The organism is Niabella yanshanensis, from assembly GCF_034424215.1.
Classification (GTDB): Bacteria; Bacteroidota; Bacteroidia; order Chitinophagales; family Chitinophagaceae; genus Niabella; species Niabella yanshanensis.
In genome coordinates, this window is record NZ_CP139960.1 from 651,938 (window position 1) to 670,459 (window position 18,522).

Genomic DNA, 18,522 nt, shown 5'->3' on the forward strand with positions numbered 1-18,522 from the left:
ATTAAGATGAATATAAAAAAACTCGAAGGGCTGCTTGCGGCAACGTTTAGTACATTTGACGAAAACAAAGAATTGAAACTGGACCTTGTTCCGCAAGTTGTAGAGAAGCTGATCGCTGACGGTGTAAAAGGCATTTTTGTGGGCGGCACCAATGGAGAGGGTTTAAGTCTTTCAACCGAAGAGCGTATGGCTATTACGGAAGCCTATGTGCAGGCCGCGAAAAAAAGAATACTGATATTTACTCATGTGGGACATAGTTCTATAAAAGAGGCACGTAAGCTGGCTGCCCATGCGCAGGAAGCAGGTGCAGACGCTATTTCTGCTGTGTCTGCCTTTTACTTTAAACCACAGTCTGCTGAAAACCTGGTCAACTGTATGGCCCAGATCGCAGCCGCAGCACCCGATCTTCCTTTTTACTATTATCATATACCCTCAGTAACAGGATTAACAATAGGGGTGATCGATTTCCTGAAACATGCAGAAACAAAAATTCCCAACCTGGTGGGTATCAAATACACCGCCAATACGCTACATGAATACCAGGATTGCCTGAATTATAAAAATGGCAAATACGATATTTTATTTGGATACGACGAGTTACTGTTACCCGCCCTGGCCATTGGTGCAAAAGCTGCAATAGGGAGCACCTACAGTTTTGCCGCTCCTATGTACCAGAGAGTAATAGAGCTTTTTAAACAAAAAAAGATAGAGGAAGCAGCAGCGGCTCAATTTGAATGTATAAAGATGATCAGGGCGCTGGGAAAATATGCTCCTATTCCTACTCAAAAACAAATTTTAAAATTAACCGGCCTGGATCTGGGCGGCTGCAGGCTGCCACTGGTGGCTTTGGATGAAGGTCAGTGCAACGACCTGAAGGCCTACCTGGAAGAAATATCATTTTTTGAAACCCTGGATCAGGCCCGGAAATTAAAGGTTGAGTCGGCCCTTGTTGCTTAGCAGGTCATCGTCATCAACCCGCCCTAAAAACGATATTGCATATGAATATTGAGAATCCTAAATACAAATGGACGGTAGTAGGCCTGCTCTGGTTCGTTGGGCTCCTCAACTACCTCGACCGCCAGATGCTTTCGACCATGCGGCCCGCCATGCAGATAGATATTGCCGAACTGCAAAGCGCAGAAACCTTTGGCATATTAATGTCGATCTTTTTATGGATCTATGGTTTTATGAGTCCTGTATCAGGACTTATAGCAGACCGGGTTAACCGGAAATGGCTGATCGTTTTCAGCCTCTTTATTTGGTCTGCCGTTACCTGTCTTATGGGTTTCGCTGATTCGTTTACCGAGCTAAAGTGGCTGCGTGGCATTATGGGCTTAAGCGAAGCGGTTTATATACCCGCAGCCCTGTCCCTGATAGCCGATTATCATACTTCCAAAACCAGGTCGCTGGCAATTGGTATTCACATGACCGGCCTATATTTTGGCCAGGCATTGGGCGGATTCGGCGCCACTTTCGCCAAAGAATATTCCTGGCACCAGACTTTTTATCTTTTCGGCCTGGTAGGTATTATTTATGCTATAGTATTGGCCATTCTCTTAAGAGAAAAGCGGGTAAAAGCCGCTGTAAGCACGATAGCAACAGAACCACGCAACACTAATATGTTAAAGGGTGTGGGATGGCTTTTGAGCAACCTGTCTTTTTGGGTGATACTATTTTATTTTGCAATGCCAAGCCTGCCCGGATGGGCTACCAAGAACTGGCTCCCCACCTTGTTTTCCGAAAGCCTGGGTATAGATATGGCTGTTGCAGGTCCTATTGCCACTATTACAATTGCGGCTTCCTCGTTCCTGGGTGTAATTATGGGAGGTATCATTTCAGATAAATGGGTTCAAAGAAATATAAAAGCCAGGGTATACACGAGCGCTATTGGCGTCTTTTTAACCATCCCGGCTATACTGATACTGGGCTTTGGGGATACCACTTTTGTATTGATACTTGCCGCCATCCTTTTTGGTGTTGGTTTTGGGATGTTCGATGCCAACAATATGCCCATTCTATGCCAGTTTGTGCCGGCAAGATACAGGGCAACGGCCTACGGACTGATGAATATGACAGGCGTATTTTTCGGAGCGTTTATAACCAGCGTGCTGGGCAAGTCGTCAGACGAAGGTCACCTCGGAAGAGACTTTGCATTAATGTCTGGGGTAGTACTTTTAATATTAATCATACAACTAGCCGTTTTAAAGCCGGCAGTTCAGGAAATGGAAGATTAATACCCGTTTGGAATGATTCAAAAAACAGGAATGGAAAACGATTGCTGCAGTTGCCGCTGCATAAAGTTTACAATATGATAATTCAATAAGGCATGTGATTTTTAGGAAGAAAGTATACCGGTATTTAATTTTGTAGAACATTAATACAAAATACAACTAATCCCGGATGCCGGTAACTAACTGTAGTGTTTTGTAGTCACCTGAGTTTTTATAAAGCATAATATTTTTTACATATGGAAATGGTTCGAAAACTGCACGTCATTTTATATGTGTGCCTATCTTGTAGTATATTACTGGGTTCCTGTGCCAAAGAACTTAATCAATATTACAACCCTAAAGGTTCCCTGGATAAGAATATTGTAGAAGTGCTGGAAGCAGATGGACGCTTCTCTTTATTTGTTAAAATGATCGAGAAAACAGGCCTCAGAAAAACACTGGGCGCTTCTGCCATGTACACCTGCCTGGCGCCTAACGATGAACAGGTTACTACCTATTTTTCAAAACAGGGCTATAGTGCTGTTGAATCAGTTCCGGATGCCATTTTAAGAAGATATATCAATTATCATTTTATTAATGGCATGTACTACGAGTATGATATCAATAAATTATACAACAGTGCCACTTCACTGATTAATAAATCGAGGGCAACCAATTTTAGTACCCGCACAGAGGGAACCATTCCAGGTAAACGTATCAGGCTTTTTTCCGGGCCGTTTTTACAGGGCCAGCAGGATGATTATATTACGCTTTATGGAACACCGGGCGGTGATAAAAAATTCCTGATCGAAGGTATTGTTATTGCAGAACCCGACAAAGATGCCAGCAACGGTGTAATACATGTATTAGGTGCTCCTTTAGAGATTGCACCGCGTACCGACGAAGCGTTGGCGTCAGATCCTGAAACATCCATCTTCAGCTCATGGATAGAAAAGCATGTTCAATTTGAGCTGGGGGAGAAGGATGAATTCGGATGGGTGGATACTACTTTGTACAAGTCCTTTTCATTTGGCCGGAACCTCGCCAATGAATCCGTATTATCAACGGTATTAGCGCCCACCGATGACGCGATCCGGGCTTACTTCCAACCTTATCTTCAGTATATCGATAATACGATCGATTCGGTGCCGAGGAGGGTAATGTATACCCTTATACGATCAGCTCTTATAGAAAACCTCTGGTATAAAAGCGATCTGAAAAGATTAGATCCGGATTGGAAATCGATTTCGGGCTATTCGCGTATCATCGTTGATGTTCCTTCTATTATATCCGGCTCACTTCGCGCCAGCAATAGCTTTATATATAAAGTGAACAAACTGATCGAGTCACCCGAGATGAGCAGCGTAGCCGGTGGCGTTTACCTGAGGTATAAAAAATACAGCCAGTGGTACTGGATGTTCTTATCTGCCGGCCTGAGCGAGGGCCTCTTCGATTGGCAGTATTACCAGCATAGTCCCAAAACCGTACTGATTCAATCTGATGAAGTATGGGGATTCCCCCTGGCTGAAGATATGCTGGAGGCAGACAGGTTATATCGTGTGCAACAATGCAAAGCAGGCATCTTTAATATTGATGTCAGGGCTGATGGCGGATTCAGGAAAAAATTCTACCCGACGAACTTTGGATATATTCTTTATGACAACGGAAAATTCTTTGACTATACCGGGAACAGCGTTAACCTGGTTTCACCTACGCCTGAATGGGAAGCTTCGAATGGTGCTATATATGGTATTGACGGCTTCCTGAAGCCACTCGATAAACTAAACGATACAATAACGGTATACAACCTGATGAAAAAGGACCCCGAACTTTCTCTTTATATTTCAGCACTCGACCGTTCAGGTATTGCTTCGCAGTTGCAGCTCACCGGGTTCTTTACCTATTCAGTGATCGCGCCCAGAAATGCAGCTATTACTGCAGCAGGTATCAATGTAGCAACGCTCAATGCAACTGAGCTAAGAAACTTTGTTCAGTCTTATATTATCCCCAACCGTTACATTTTTACTGACGGCGACTTTAACGGGCAAATTGCCAACAAGAACGGTGAGCTACTAACCGTAGGCGGCCAATGGGAGACCTTCGGAGTTACTAACACAGCGGGAAAAACAGTTAAACCCATTGTATCCAATACGCAGGGAAGTAATGGAGTAATCCACAAAATCAATAGTGTATTCTAAAAACTAAATGCTTTTCAAAATCATGAACGAAAACTTTTTCTATAAAGGTATATTGGTTTTGGCTCTTCTGGTAGCAGGTCTGGGATCTCAGGCGCAGGATGCTGCCGTTCTGAAGGGAGTAGTTTACGATAAGAAGGGAGGTAAACCGTTGACAGATGTATCTGTAATGATCGTAAACGCCAATAACCTTGCACTAAATGGTAATAAAACGAATGAGGAAGGAAAATTCGAGGTGGTAAATTCGAAAGGAGGCAGTAAGATCGTATTCTCGAATATGGGTTACCAAACCCAGGAAAAGGAGATAGGCGACAAAACCTTTTTTACTATCTATCTATCGGAAGACAGCAGCTCTATGGAGATAGTAAAAGTGGTTTCTACGGTGCAGAAGAAAGCCGACCTTGGTTTTTTAAGTATCGATAAAAGAGAGTTGTCCAGTGCTGTAGCTTCGGTTGACCTGGAAAATACCGAGAAGATGCCGGTTGTAAATGTGGAGCAGCTCTTACAAGGTATGGCGCCAGGTTTGCAGGTAGTATCAGCCAGCGGCGATCCAGGTGCAGCAGCCAGTATACGGATCAGGGGTATCTCCAGTATCTCGGGAATGAACGATCCCTTATGGATCGTTGATGGCGCTGAGATCATTGGTAACAATTACCAGGTAGCCAGTATCACCGATTTTGGATTCAGTCCCATTGGCGACCTGGATCCGTCAGATATTGCTTCAATCGACATTTTAAAAGATGCATCGGCAACTGCCTTATACGGATCAAGAGGGGCCAATGGTGTAATTGTTATTCAAACCAAAAGAGGTAAAAAGGGCAAGGCACAGTTACAGGTAAATACTAAATTCACCTTAACAGAAGTGCCTCGTACGATACCGATGTTGTCGGGCGATGAGCAACGTATTTATTATATTGAAAAAACTACAGGCGGGCTGGATAATGGAACTTCCTTTCCCGAGTTGAGAGGTGATCTGACCCGGTCTGATGCCTGGATATTTAATAATAATACGGACTGGACGGATGCTATAACCAGGAAGGGTATATTTCAGCAATATAATACCGCGTTAAGCGGAGGCGGCGACCGGATCAATTACTACTGGGGTTTAGGTTATGCCAACCAGTATGGAACCACCAAGGGAACGGGGTACGACCGGTTCAATACAAGATTCAACTTAAATTATAAGGTATCCGATAGATTCAAAGTTACAGCCGACCTGAACTATACGAATTCGTTAACGGATAAAAGAGGCCAGGAGCATCCTATCACCAATGGCAACCAGGAGCTCAACCCATTATTGTTGGCACGGCAAATTCCCGCCTATTTCCCGGTATACTCACGCAATGGATTAAATTATTTCCTCGACCGGAATATCACCATCTCTTCACACTCCAGGTACAACCCGCTCGCCCTCATAGACTATTCTACTTATTTTACAAGAGCCAATCGTTTTATGGCTTCTACCTCGGTAGATTTTAAAATACGGAGCAATATAGATTTCCGTGCACAGGTATCAACGGATTTCCGGGAATCGGCCGATGAATACTTCCTGCCAGGTTACGCAACAGATGCTTTACCTGGAGAGATATTATATAATGCTGGCTTGCAAACAGAAGGATACCAGCTAATGATCAACAGCAATAATCGCTTAACCTGGTCGGCTATAAAAAGGAAAGACCATCGTCTAACTTTTACCGGTGTACTCACTTACAATATAGACCGTAATAATTCTACTGAGATACAATATTATAATAGTGCCTCGCCTCAACTGAAATCGGCAGACGCCGCCGCAATTATATCAGCAGCTACGGGCAACTATGGAACTTCGAAATACCTGGGGATGTTTGTGCAGGGACATTACGCCATGAAAGATCGTTACTTCATCACAGTTACCGGAAAAACAGAAGGAGATTCAAGATATGGGGCCGATAATCCTTACTCTATTTTCCCGGCTATTGGCGGCGCCTGGGAAATAAGCAGAGAATCTTTTTTAGCGGACGCCGAATGGATCACTTTTATTAAACCGCGGTTTGCCTATGGTGTCACGGGAAATTTACCGCGATTGAATAACCTGTATGATATCGCCTATGGCACCGGAACCGGTTATCTCGGTCAAACCTATACCTATCCTTCTAAATTCGCCAATGACAATATAAGGGAAGAACGCACTACGGAATATAATATGGGTATAGACTGGAGCTTTTTTAAAGACCGGCTTACCGGGCAGCTGGATTTTTACTCCAGAACAACCAACAACCTGCTATTACAGGAGCGACTGTCGTCTACCTTAGGCTATTCATCTCAATATATCAATTTTGGTACCGTACGCAACTCGGGTTGGGAGCTAGGCGTCACCGGGATTATCCTGAAAGGCAGCGATACCAAACTGCGTTGGAAATCTTTTTTCAATATTGCCACTAACCGTAACAGGATTATAAAATTACCTGAGCTTTTTGATGCCAACGCATTTACCGTAAGCCAGTCTGGTTTTACCTCCAAGTTACAGGAAGGCGATGTAGTGGGCGCCTTCTATGGGTACCAGGCGTTGGGCGTATACTCCCGCGATGATGATGCTATTTTAAAAGATGCCGAAGGCAATACTATTTATGAGGCCGATGGTATTACGCCTAAGTATATGCGTTATGGTTCTTCTACCGGTCGCCAGTTTAAAGGAGGAGATATGATTTATTCCGACATCAACGGGGACGGGGTGATTAATGAACTGGACCGCGTGCAGATAGGTGATGCCAGCCCGCAGTTCTTTGGTGGCTGGAACAATACTTTCAACTACAGGAACTGGATCGTAACGCTAAACCTGCAATACCAAACCGGTAATGATATCATTAATGCTACCCGTCAATACATGGAACGAATGACTGTTTCTCACAACCAGTCGCAATCTGTATTAGCACGGTGGCGGCGCCAGGGAGATGTTACAGATATGCCAAGGGCCCAGCCGGATAATTCCTGGAATTCCGCTGCATCAACGCGCTGGGTAGAAGACGGATCTTACCTGCGTTTAAAGACAGTTTCTTTAACCTATACAGCCGGTAAAGAGCTGGTGAGAAAAATCGGGTTAGGTGTACGTCAACTCAGCTTTTTTGTTACGGGGTACAACCTGTATACCTGGACGCGCTACCTGGGATTGGACCCTGAGGTACCTATAACCGGTAGTGTGTATTTATTTGGTATTGATAATGCGACCACTGCTCCTCCAAGACAATATACACTGGGATTAAATATCGGGTTTTAGATAAACAAATATGATTTAACCGCTGGCAAAGCAAAAAAATAAACAGATGACAGCAAGAATAAAATACTGCCTACTGGTTTTAACAATTACCCTGTCTTTCTCCTGTAATAAACTACTGGAGGTGGATGTACCCGACAACCTCGTTCATAACGAATTCTGGCAAAACCGGGACCAGGTATTTGCTTCCTTAATGGGGTTATACACTTCTGTACAAGGTAACCTGAACTCGTACCAGGTATGGGGCGACTCGCGCTCCAGTCTTTATGAGCCTGGCCCGGGCGATGCTTTCACTACGAACCACGCTCAGTTCCTGTCGCATGATATTTACCCGGAGAACGGTTTGCTCTCCTGGAGTAATGTTTATAAATCGATCGGCTGGATTAACTCATTCATTAAAAATGCGCCACAGGGCTTAACCAATGACCCCACTTTTAAAGAAGAGGAGCTAAAAACAATGCTGGGGGAAGCCTATGGGCTAAGAGCACTGAATTATTTTTACCTGGTAAGAGCATTTAAAGAAGTACCCATCATTACAGAACCCTATGAGTCGGACAACCAGCAGGTAAATACCGTTGCTTCGGCCGAGTCTGCTGTATTGGAATTGATAGAAGCCGACCTGGCAGTTGCTTTGGCGCAGGCACCCGAAACATTTGAAGAAGTGACTTACCGTTACGGCAGGATCACTAAAAATGCAGTAAGAGCCCTATGGGCCGATGTAAAACTCTGGAAGAATGATTACCAGGGCGTATTAACCCTATGCGCGCCTTTGGATCAACAATATCAATCCAGGCTGTTAGCGCCATTGGAATGGTATAGCATTTTCAACCCCGGCAACGCTCAGGAGGCCATATTTGAATTGCAACATGTACAAACCGGACCTGCTTCACCGGTATATAATTGGTTCGCTAATTTTTCCACTACCGCAACAGGAGGTGCTACCTGGCTGGGCAATCCCGTTAACCTGATGCTGGCCAACTCGGAGATCTTATATCCAACGGCTCTGCCTGGCTATATCAGTTCAGATACCATCAGATTTAAAGACCTTGCCAGTTATCGTTTAGGACAGGCTATTGCGAACGGGTATGGCAATGGGGTAGAAGTGTATAAATTCCTGGGGCAACAGGCTTACCAGTTATCTTACCGGCCCAATAATGATCGCAGAACGGTAAATTATATTCTGTATCGCTACCGTGAGATCCTGCTGATGAAAGCAGAGGCGCTAGCCATGTTAAACCGGTACGCAGAGGCAGAAGAGATGATCAACCTGATCAGGGAACACTGCAATATTCCGAAACTGAACCCTGGCGAGGGCGGAGAAGGAGAAGAATTCTTTAGCAGGTTATTAATGGAAAGAGAAGCAGAACTTGGATTCGAAGGTAAAGAATGGTTTGCCGCTGTAAGGGTATCCAGGAGAGCGGGTTTGCAGAATGTACTGCTTAACAAATCAGCAACCAATAATTCTATGGGATACTCTTACCAGGTTACCCGGGCGAGACTGCTGAATCCGGAGAGCTGGTTTCTGCCTTATCATCGCACGGAGATTGAGAACAACCCGAAGCTTCAGCAAAAAGATTACTATAAGAATAAATAAACTGATCATGGTTAAAACCAATAGCATGAAACGTCTCTCTGTTATACTTATTGTATCCGTTATAGTGTTTGCAGGCAACTCCTGCAAGAGAGAAATGTCGGGTGCCCGCTACGATTCGAATGATGAAATGCAGATCATGGATTATATTGACACAAGACAGGACCTGAGCATTTTTAAAGAATTGACAGAATATGTCAAACAACGCAATGTTCTAAAAACTGCCGGGTCCTATACCGTGTTTATTCCCAATAATGCAGCTTTTGAACAGCTATTCAGGACCTTGTCTGAAACCGGCCAAACGGTAACGTCAATAAAAGACAAGAGCCCCGAGTTTTGGATCAATTATTTCAGGTATCATTTGCTGAATGAGAAGATCAATGCCAACGAATTCGAATTTGGCCCTTTACCAGCTCCAACGGTGTTCAACAACAAATACCTGATTGCCGATATCAGCGAATCTTATAATGCTATTAATTTAAATAATGCAGCCACTATTACCGAAAGCAATATTGAATTTACGAATGGCTATGTGAACATCATTAATAATGTCTTAAACCCTCCGGTAACATCGGTATACGAAACACTGAAGCAAAGCGGGAAGTACAATACGATGCTGAATATATTTGAAGAGACCGGTTACGCACGCTATTTGAAGGACAGCACTATAACCTTGTTTGTTGAAAGTGATGAAGCTTTGGCAAGAGCCCGCTTTAATAAGGCTGACGTGCCCAATATCGAAGACTGGGTAAAGTATCATATCCTGCCCGATTCCAGTTACTTTCTGAATATACTTAGTGGCAAAAGGTTTTATTCGTTGTATACCAAAGAGGCGCAAAGCTTCCAGGTAAATGTTTTTGGAAAGTACTTTATCAACGAAACTTTTCCCTTTGACCAATCCAAGGCATTGGGGATTGATAAGGTATGCAGCAATGGTATCTATCACACGGTGGATACTGTGCTTCAAATAGTAGCCGCCAAACCGGCAACCATCCGTTTTAATTTGTATCCACCCGGAAGTCCTTATGGCGCTCAAAACGTGTTTACAGAAGCGCCGGCTTCAATTGTGCTGAACACGGGTACTCAAAGCTATCACCAGAATAAGGAACCCAAAATTGTTGCATTCAATGCAATGCAGGTTGGCGATTACTTTTGGTTTACCGTGCCGGATGTACCCATAGGTAAGTACAGGATCAGGATGATACACCGGGGCGCAGCTACGCGCGGAAAGTTCCTGGTCATTTACAAGGATGTGCTGGTTGCTGAAAATATTAATATGGCTGTGAGCAACGGAACATTTGAAGAATGGAATTACCTGGTATATAACAATTGCGGAGAAATTAATGTAACAGAACGCTCGGATGTAACCCTCTATTTCGCATTTGCCGGATTTGGCAGCAATAATAGCCCTTCCTATTGCTGCGATATGCTCATGGATATGATAGATCTGATACCTGTAAACTAATATTTAAATAGCAGAAATGAAATACAGCTCAAAATATTTTAGAATGCTTACCTGGAGCGGCGTAGCGATACTGAGTAACTGGTTCAGTGATGCCAATGCCCAAACTGCCGATGACTCGCTGAATATCGTAAAAATGGATCAACTGGGAATACTGGCTCCGGCCGGTTCCATAAAATTCCCCCGGCAAAACGATGCCGTTTCATTTGCTGAATTACTGCCCGGAACACCGGGTGTTCAGGTTACCGAAACGGGCATTATTGCTGCGGCTCCGTTGCTAATGATCAGGGGCATTAATACAATCAACCTGAAAACAGGACCTACCATTTACATAGATGGTATCCCTGTAAAATATTCAAGAGAGCTATCTTCCTTTCTTTCCAACTATGAGCCAACCCGGTTTGGTTTTTTGAATATCAATGATATCAGATCCATTAATGTATTGAAAGATGCTAAAGATCTGTCGGCATTAGGTGGACGTGGCGCTAACGGGGCTATTTATCTTACTACAGATAGAGGAGAATTTGGTGGCACCAAAATTGAATTTACAGCTAATACCGGTTTTTTGCGCGCCAGTTATAAAACAAACAAGATGGGGGGCAACCAGTTTAAAACCTATCTTGCAGCTTATCTGAAAGAGAATGGTGCTTCAGATGACGATATTGCCGCTAACCCTATTTTCAATCCTTCATCAGCACCATACAACAACAATACCGATTGGGTGGATATGGTTACACGCCCCGGACGTTATAACGACTATCACGTCAAGCTAAAGGGTGGTTCGGGCGATGCCAACTATATGTTTAGTGTAGGTCATATGGGTCGCACCGGCACTATCGAAGAATCAAAATTTAACCGGACTACCATGAGGTTTAATCTGGATTATAAATTGTCTTCCAGGTTCGAGATTTCCAATAACCTGAGCTACTCCAATACAGGATCGAGGTATTCGGAAGAGGGATACAATTGGGGCGTACACCCATTTTTTACAGCAGTTACCAAAGCTCCTTTTATGAACAGTTATTCGTATAACGACGAAGGCGTTCAAACCAGGCTATTGGCCAATGTGGATGTATTAGGCAAAAGTAATCCCCTTGCATTAGTGCAGAATATGAGAAACAGCAATGAAGAGAACAGGGTAGATGGAATTATATCGGGCCTGTGGCATATTGAAAAAGGATTATCGCTGAACACTTCCTTATCCGTTAGTTATTATAATATGCGGGAAAGCCAATACAGACCTGCGCTGGGTATTGTAGCAGACAGGAACAGGATGAGGCAGAATGCCAACCGCAATTCCAGCGAGTTTACTTTTATCTGGAATAGCTATTTGCTTAAAACCGGTAGCTGGTCGGGCAATATCAACTACAAAGGACAAATAGGCGCATGGTTTGAAACGTATGAAGATAAAGCGTTGTATGCCCGTAAGATCAATGCAGGTACTGATGACTATGAAACATTGAAACAGGGTATTGTGGACAGTGCTTCCAATATCCGGTTCCGGTCTAATTTAAACCGGCTTTATTTCGATGGTAACCTTGATTTCTTTAACCGGTTATCCATATCCGCAAACGTAAATGCTGAGGGTTCCTCTAATTTCGGACCTAAAGGGCGATGGGCCTTGTATGGTGGAGCAGATCTGTTATTGGATCTGCTGGATCGCTCGAAACCCAACCAACTGGCATTACGTGCAGCAGTTGGCCGAACCGGTAATAATGATGTAAGAGGCTACTACCAGGATAACCTGTATTATGCGATCAGCTATTTTGGGTATGGCGGTGTATACCTGGGTAATGTAGCTAACGAATTGATCAAACCAGAATTTACCAATGCCATTGAGGCGGGTATCAGGCTAAGCCTGTTCAGGAGAAGACTGGATATTGATGCCGGATACTATCACCGTACCACAAAAAACCTGATAACCTTCCGTAATTATCCTATCGAACTGGGTATCGATCCGCAATTTGAAAATAGCGGTACTATCTCCGCAAAGGGTATCGAATTGTCGGTTATGGGGCGCATTATCGACAACAGTAAAATAACCTGGCGTCTATACGGCAACCTTTCTACATTGAAAAATACAGTCGATCAACTGGAGAATGGCGATATCATCAGGAGTATGTATAATGTTAGTGGCATTGCCCGGGAAGCAGAGACGATCGGCTCCTTTTATGGATACCGTATTAAAGGGGTGTTTCAATCGGCAGCGGATGTCAGTTTGAAAAAGGCCGATGGCACCGCATATAAACCCGGCGACTATATTGTAGAAGATCTGAATGGGGATGGTAAGATCAATGAACTCGACAGGCAAATCATCGGCAAGCCGCTACCAGACCTTTACGGCGGCTTTGGTACCGGTTTCCGCTATAAACATATTTCTTTGGATGCCGGCTTCTCTTTTGCTTATGGCCAGGACATTTATAATAGTTTTAAACAACAAATGAACTGGATGGGTGATTACTCCAACCAGTCGCCTGATGTAGCCGGAAGGTGGAAATCTGCCAGTGACCCCGGAAATGGTTTAAGCCGGGCGTCCTATGGAGATCCGTCTTCCAACGGAATGGCAGCAGACCTTTGGGTAGAAGATGGAGGGTATACCCGCCTGAAATACCTGACCCTGGGGTATGATCTCCCGCTTAAAACAAAATGGACTTTTATTAAAGGGATAAAAGTGAACATCACCGGTGAAAACCTGCTCACTTTAACCTCTTACAGTGGCCTGGATCCGGAAGTAATCTCCTCTTCGGATCCATTGCTGAGAGGGGTTGATTTTGGTGCATCACCTTTACCCAAATCCATTATACTCGGTGTAAAAGTTTCTTTATAAGAATAAAAAATATTGATATGAACCAGGAACATTTTTTTCTCAAAAAGATCAGCATTTTATGGGGGGGAGCCATGCTTGGGATTCTATGTATTTGCATTACGGGCTGCTCGGGCTTTTACGATGTAAATCCTTATTCAGTTGTAAAGGATGAGGACTTCAATAAAAACCGGGATGACCTGAATGCCGCGGCTATGGGTATGTATCAGCCGCTAACCCAGGAAGTACATAAGTTCCTACTGTGGGGAGATGCGCGTGCAGACATGGTTACAACCGGTCAAAAAGAACCCGACCCTTATATTAACGAGTTTGTGCTCAATGCGGTAAGCGTACAAAACCCTTACACCAATTATGCAGGCATTTATAAGACAATTGCACGTTGTAACAGGCAAATGGAAAAAGTATATGATGTGGCAAAACTGGATGACAGGATCCTCGACAGGGATGCCGGTGCCTTTTATGCGGAAGCCCTGCTTTTAAGATCCTATGCTTATTTTATACTGGCGAAGAACTTTAAGCAATTTCCTATTATTCTTTCAGATGTGGCAGAGAACTTTAAATATGTAAATGAGTCGGGAGATACAGTAATAAGAAAAGCCCAGTCGATGACCAATGCAGAGATCCGGAACGGGTTTTATTATATGAATAACCGGGAAGATATTTTTCGAATGATCTACAATGATGCCTTAACCGTCTTAGGCATTTTGCCTATTAACTATCAGTGGAACCGTAACACGCTTCCGGCACAGGAAAGATATGGCCGTGTATCGCAGGCAATGGCAGCAACTTTCGCTTCTGAGCTGGCGTTGTGGCTGGGTGATTACCAGGCTGCTTCAGCCTTTGCCAACTCACCGGTTCGCAATAATAACCATACATTGGGCACTTCCGGAACCTGGACCAACCAGTTTACCGGATCCTACGCTTCACTGCATTCTATGTTTTTACTGGGATACATGTATAACAATGCTTTTGAAGTAAACCGGCTGCAGGAATTTACTTCTTCAGTAGCGAAAGATGGCGGCAAATATTACCTGAAACCCGCTTCCCGGGTGATCAAAAATATTTTTTCGTACGAAGGAGGTGATATAAGAACTTCCTTCAGCTATAAAATAGTGAATGGTGATACCGTAATATGGAAGTATATAGGTTCTGACAACGTAGCCTCTATGCGGCCTGCTTTTCAAAGCGATGCCAGCTGGAACTTTTACAGGAGCGCCGATGCCTATCTTATTAAAGCTATGGCCGACCTGATGCTGAATGATTACGCCACGGCTTTCAATTTTGTGAATATGCTCAGGGTAGCAAGGGGATTAAAAGAACTGGATCCATTACAGACTAATTATCGCGACAAAGAATTTATGCTGGACCTGATTTTTAAAGAAAAAGCCAGGGAGAACGCTTTTGAAGGAAAACGATGGTATGACCTGATGTTATGGTCAAGGCTTTCGGGTAAGAATCAACTGGCCGATGCAGTTGCTGCCAAATACAGTTCACTCCAAAGTGAAAGCATAAAAGCACAATTACAAAACCAGGATAATTGGTATATACCTATCGATCCTTTGCTATGGTAAATAGCGGTTCAAATTATTCTAATCACTAAGCACAACGGTTCAAATATATAGTATGAAAAAGCTTATCATATTTATCATTCCAATCTGTTCACTTTTTTTAATCATGTTCACGAGTGGATGTTATAAGGAGCAACATTTTGATTTCCCCGGGCCTTTCGTGGATTCAAGTCGCGCGAATATAACCGATTCGCTTCCTTTTCCGTTTGATAAAAACCGCCAGGCAGGTGTTTGGCTGATGAAGGATGGCATGGCCGATCATGACAAGATTCTCTTTAAAGGCTTTACAGATTATAAGGCCATGAACGATACGGTATCCTGGGTAAAGGAGAGTTCGGGCATGCGGCTGATTCCGCACCGGAACTATTACCCGCTCAGTAATGCAGATCATCTGGGTGGTGATCCCAATAGCTATACCTACAACTGGGCTATGTCTAAATACTTTGTGCCCGTAGGAGCCGGAAAGAGCTTTTATATGTATGCAAAGGTTACGGTGGGCACCTTTAGTGGTACGGCAGCGGGCCTTGACTTAGGTCGTAGCTGGGAAACAGGGGGTAGCTTTATATTTGGATTCGATGGTAACAGCAACGTTGCACCTACCTTTTTCGTCGATCTGTATGGTAAACTGGGGGCATCCGTAAATCCAGATCTGGGTTGGCCCACAGCCAACGAAGTAATTGTACCAGGCGTACCTGCAGAAATGGAAGTAGTGATACATGACAACCTGTTTTATATGAAGATCAATGGTACATTATGTTTCCTTTTCAAGTTATCGCGTGAGAACCTATACTACTTTACCCCAACAATCAGACCCTGGAGAAATTTTATTACGGTACATGACTTTTACCTGGAAAGCAATGATATGTATACCGTTAACTATGCCATGCATGAAAATGAAAAGGAGTATGCACGTATACAGGCTCCGGCGCTGGCAAAGGCAGGCAATGAGAACCTGCTGCTTTTTGCAGAGGGCAGAACCAAACCACAAACAGCTTTTGAACGTGTGGCGCAGAACACCCTGCCAGTTGGCAACACAGATATTATTATGCGGAGATCTGTTAATAACGGCGAAACATGGGAGGATAATATCACAGTGATCGCGGGCGAAGGCTCAAACGACACTTATGGTTTTCCGCAGGTGGTTTCAACTGCTGATGGTAAAATTATTTTACATTACAACAAGCTAACAACCACTGTAGCAGCCAATGGCAGTTTTAGCTATCCTGCAGAACAAACGATGTTCCAGGTAATATCGGCCGACAATGGTGCTACCTGGTCACCGCCGGTTGATATTACAGCTCCCCTGAAAGATGTCAGCCGCGGATTTGTAAAAAGCAGTGCGGGTCATGGTATCCAATTACAATCGGCAGCCTACAATAACCGGTTGGTAATGCCCCTGATCTATGGCGGTACTTCCATTAAGATGGCCATATCAGATGATAATGGTACTACCTGGCGAAAGAGCCAGGATATTGGTGGTACCAATATCGTATCGGGTTCGGTAATAGAGCTGGCAGACAATCGCCTGATGTTAACCCTGTCGCACAGCAATACTGCACCGCAGAGCAAATTAGTTTGTTACAGCAGTGATGGGGGTGATACCTGGACAACGCCTGTAGCGATAGGGGCAGGTGTTGCAACATCCACCTTTGGTCATATGTATGGAGGAGTTACGTTAAAAGATAATGCCGGTAAACTGTACCTGATCAATCCGGTAGGCAGGGAAAAAGATCCGCAGGTGTACAACGGCCCCAACTATGGAGTTACACCAACCGTATTTGAAAGCAGCAATCATGGTGTATCATTTGTACAGACAGGAGTTTTGTTCAATAAAATAGCCTACAGAGGTTATGCGTCGCCCATTGGCAATATGGACGCGGTTTTTGCCAATGACGGAAAGGTAGTGGTTGCTGGAGAGGGTGGGGTAGAAAGCCCTCAGGAAGGTATTATTATTTACAGGAAATAAGTACAGGTAAATGCAGCTATTTAAATTATATCCCTATTTATTCACTATTCTTTTTCTGACCAGTGGCCTTAACTTGTATAGTCAACCCGTTAACAGGAAAATGAATGTGCTCTTTATCGTAGCCGATGACATGCGGCCGGATTTAGGATGTTATGGCAATAAAAAAGTGATCACCCCTAATATAGACAGGCTGGCGGACGGCAGCATCGTGTTCAACAATGCGTATTGCCAGCAGGCCGTTTGCAATCCTTCAAGAGCATCTGTATTAACGGGGCTTCGCCCGGATCAGACGGGTGTAACGGATCTGGTTACCCATTTCCGTACTAAGGTTCCCGATGCAGTTACTTTGCCACAGGCTTTTAAAAATGCGGGTTACACCACGATTGGGGTAGGAAAGATCTTTCATAATACTAAAAAGACAGTGGATACGGTTTCCTGGTCGTTACCCAATGCCGGAAATGTTTCTGTTAGCAATAAAGAATACTTCCTCGAAAGAAATAAAAAAGGAGGTAAAGCCGATGCTTTTGAATTTACCGAAGGGGAAGATGAGAAATACCCGGATGGGCAAATCGCAGGGGCGACCATTCAATTATTAAAACGATTTAAAGAATCAGGAGAACCTTTTTTTCTTGCCACAGGATTTAAAAAACCGCATCTTCCTTTTTGTGCTCCTCAGAAATACCTGGACTTATACCGGGATACCAGGTTTTCAGGTATCAGTAATAAAGAAAGACCTGCCGGGGCACCCGGTATAGCTTTTCATCAATGGCAGGAGCTCAGAGGGTATACGGATATCCCCGATCAGGGCCCGATAAGTGTACAAAAGGAACAAGACCTTATTAGGGCTCACTATGCGTGTATTAGCTATGTAGATGTACAGATTGGTAAGATCATGCAGGAATTGGATCGTTTAGGACTGAGAGAAAATACCATCGTTATTTTATGGGGTGATCACGGCTATCATTTGGGAGAGCAGGACCTCTGGTGTAAGTCCACGAACTTTGAGCTGGACACACGTATCCCATTAATAATATCGGCTCCGGAAATTACTCAAAAGACAGGTAAGACGAACGCAATAGTAGAAGCGGTAGATATTTACCCCACGCTGATCGATTTATGTGGTATTGTGTCCGCTTCTAAATTAAGTGGCAAAAGCCTGGCGCCATTACTGCTGAATCCGGGTATGAAATGGGATCATGTAGCCTACAGCCAGTTTTGCAGGCCCTATAAAGCGATTACCGCACAGCATCCTACTCATATGGGATACACCGTACGGGATAAAGATTTCAGGTATACGCTCTGGTACAACTTAAGTACCAATACTGTTGAAGCACGTGAACTGTATGATATGAGGCAATCGAACATTGAAACCGTAAATATTGCAGGACAAAAAAAATATCAGCAGGCAGAAAATAGGCTGACAAAAATGCTGGAAGCATATAAACAAAATCAATAG

The 18,522-nt window shown here is 43.9% G+C and carries 10 protein-coding genes; all 10 read left to right on the top strand.

Annotated features, from left to right (window positions below; genetic code table 11):
- The first annotated feature begins 6 nt into the window (after window positions 1-6).
- The 10 genes from U0035_RS02330 (at window position 7) to U0035_RS02375 (ending at window position 18,522) form a co-directional block, all read left to right on the top strand.
- Window positions 7-957 (top strand): dihydrodipicolinate synthase family protein, encoded by a 951-nt coding sequence (locus U0035_RS02330; RefSeq protein WP_114792634.1) that lies wholly within the window; start codon window positions 7-9, stop codon window positions 955-957.
- Window positions 958-998: 41 nt separating this feature from the next.
- Window positions 999-2,234: an MFS transporter gene (locus U0035_RS02335; RefSeq protein ID WP_114792568.1), complete on the top strand. Its 1,236-nt coding sequence runs from the start codon at window positions 999-1,001 to the stop codon at window positions 2,232-2,234.
- Between the two features lie 239 nt (window positions 2,235-2,473).
- Window positions 2,474-4,408, top strand: a complete 1,935-nt coding sequence (locus tag U0035_RS02340) for a fasciclin domain-containing protein (protein WP_245957812.1) — start codon at window positions 2,474-2,476, stop codon at window positions 4,406-4,408.
- A 22-nt stretch (window positions 4,409-4,430) separates the two neighbouring features.
- Window positions 4,431-7,658: a SusC/RagA family TonB-linked outer membrane protein gene (locus U0035_RS02345; protein WP_114792635.1), complete on the top strand. Its 3,228-nt coding sequence runs from the start codon at window positions 4,431-4,433 to the stop codon at window positions 7,656-7,658.
- Between the two features lie 46 nt (window positions 7,659-7,704).
- The gene (locus tag U0035_RS02350; RefSeq protein ID WP_114792570.1) at window positions 7,705-9,249 is read left to right on the top strand and encodes a RagB/SusD family nutrient uptake outer membrane protein; all 1,545 of its coding nucleotides are present in this window, start codon (window positions 7,705-7,707) and stop codon (window positions 9,247-9,249) included.
- Between the two features lie 25 nt (window positions 9,250-9,274).
- On the top strand, window positions 9,275-10,711 hold the full coding sequence (locus U0035_RS02355; protein ID WP_245957813.1) for a fasciclin domain-containing protein: 1,437 nt from the start codon (window positions 9,275-9,277) through the stop codon (window positions 10,709-10,711).
- 16 nt (window positions 10,712-10,727) lie between these two features.
- Entirely contained in the window at window positions 10,728-13,535 is a 2,808-nt protein-coding gene (locus U0035_RS02360; protein WP_114792572.1) for a SusC/RagA family TonB-linked outer membrane protein, read from the top strand.
- 17 nt (window positions 13,536-13,552) lie between these two features.
- Complete coding sequence (locus U0035_RS02365) at window positions 13,553-15,103, top strand: RagB/SusD family nutrient uptake outer membrane protein (protein ID WP_114792573.1); 1,551 nt, start codon at window positions 13,553-13,555, stop codon at window positions 15,101-15,103.
- Between the two features lie 52 nt (window positions 15,104-15,155).
- Window positions 15,156-17,066: an exo-alpha-sialidase gene (locus U0035_RS02370; RefSeq protein ID WP_114792574.1), complete on the top strand. Its 1,911-nt coding sequence runs from the start codon at window positions 15,156-15,158 to the stop codon at window positions 17,064-17,066.
- Window positions 17,067-17,076: 10 nt separating this feature from the next.
- Complete coding sequence (locus U0035_RS02375) at window positions 17,077-18,522, top strand: sulfatase (RefSeq protein ID WP_245957814.1); 1,446 nt, start codon at window positions 17,077-17,079, stop codon at window positions 18,520-18,522.

Coding starts and splice junctions, on each gene's coding strand:
- U0035_RS02330 (WP_114792634.1), top strand. CDS start 7: ATGAATATAAAAAAACTCGAAGGGCTGCTTGCGGCAACGTTTAGTACA.
- U0035_RS02335 (WP_114792568.1), top strand. CDS start 999: ATGAATATTGAGAATCCTAAATACAAATGGACGGTAGTAGGCCTGCTC.
- U0035_RS02340 (WP_245957812.1), top strand. CDS start 2,474: ATGGTTCGAAAACTGCACGTCATTTTATATGTGTGCCTATCTTGTAGT.
- U0035_RS02345 (WP_114792635.1), top strand. CDS start 4,431: ATGAACGAAAACTTTTTCTATAAAGGTATATTGGTTTTGGCTCTTCTG.
- U0035_RS02350 (WP_114792570.1), top strand. CDS start 7,705: ATGACAGCAAGAATAAAATACTGCCTACTGGTTTTAACAATTACCCTG.
- U0035_RS02355 (WP_245957813.1), top strand. CDS start 9,275: ATGAAACGTCTCTCTGTTATACTTATTGTATCCGTTATAGTGTTTGCA.
- U0035_RS02360 (WP_114792572.1), top strand. CDS start 10,728: ATGAAATACAGCTCAAAATATTTTAGAATGCTTACCTGGAGCGGCGTA.
- U0035_RS02365 (WP_114792573.1), top strand. CDS start 13,553: ATGAACCAGGAACATTTTTTTCTCAAAAAGATCAGCATTTTATGGGGG.
- U0035_RS02370 (WP_114792574.1), top strand. CDS start 15,156: ATGAAAAAGCTTATCATATTTATCATTCCAATCTGTTCACTTTTTTTA.
- U0035_RS02375 (WP_245957814.1), top strand. CDS start 17,077: ATGCAGCTATTTAAATTATATCCCTATTTATTCACTATTCTTTTTCTG.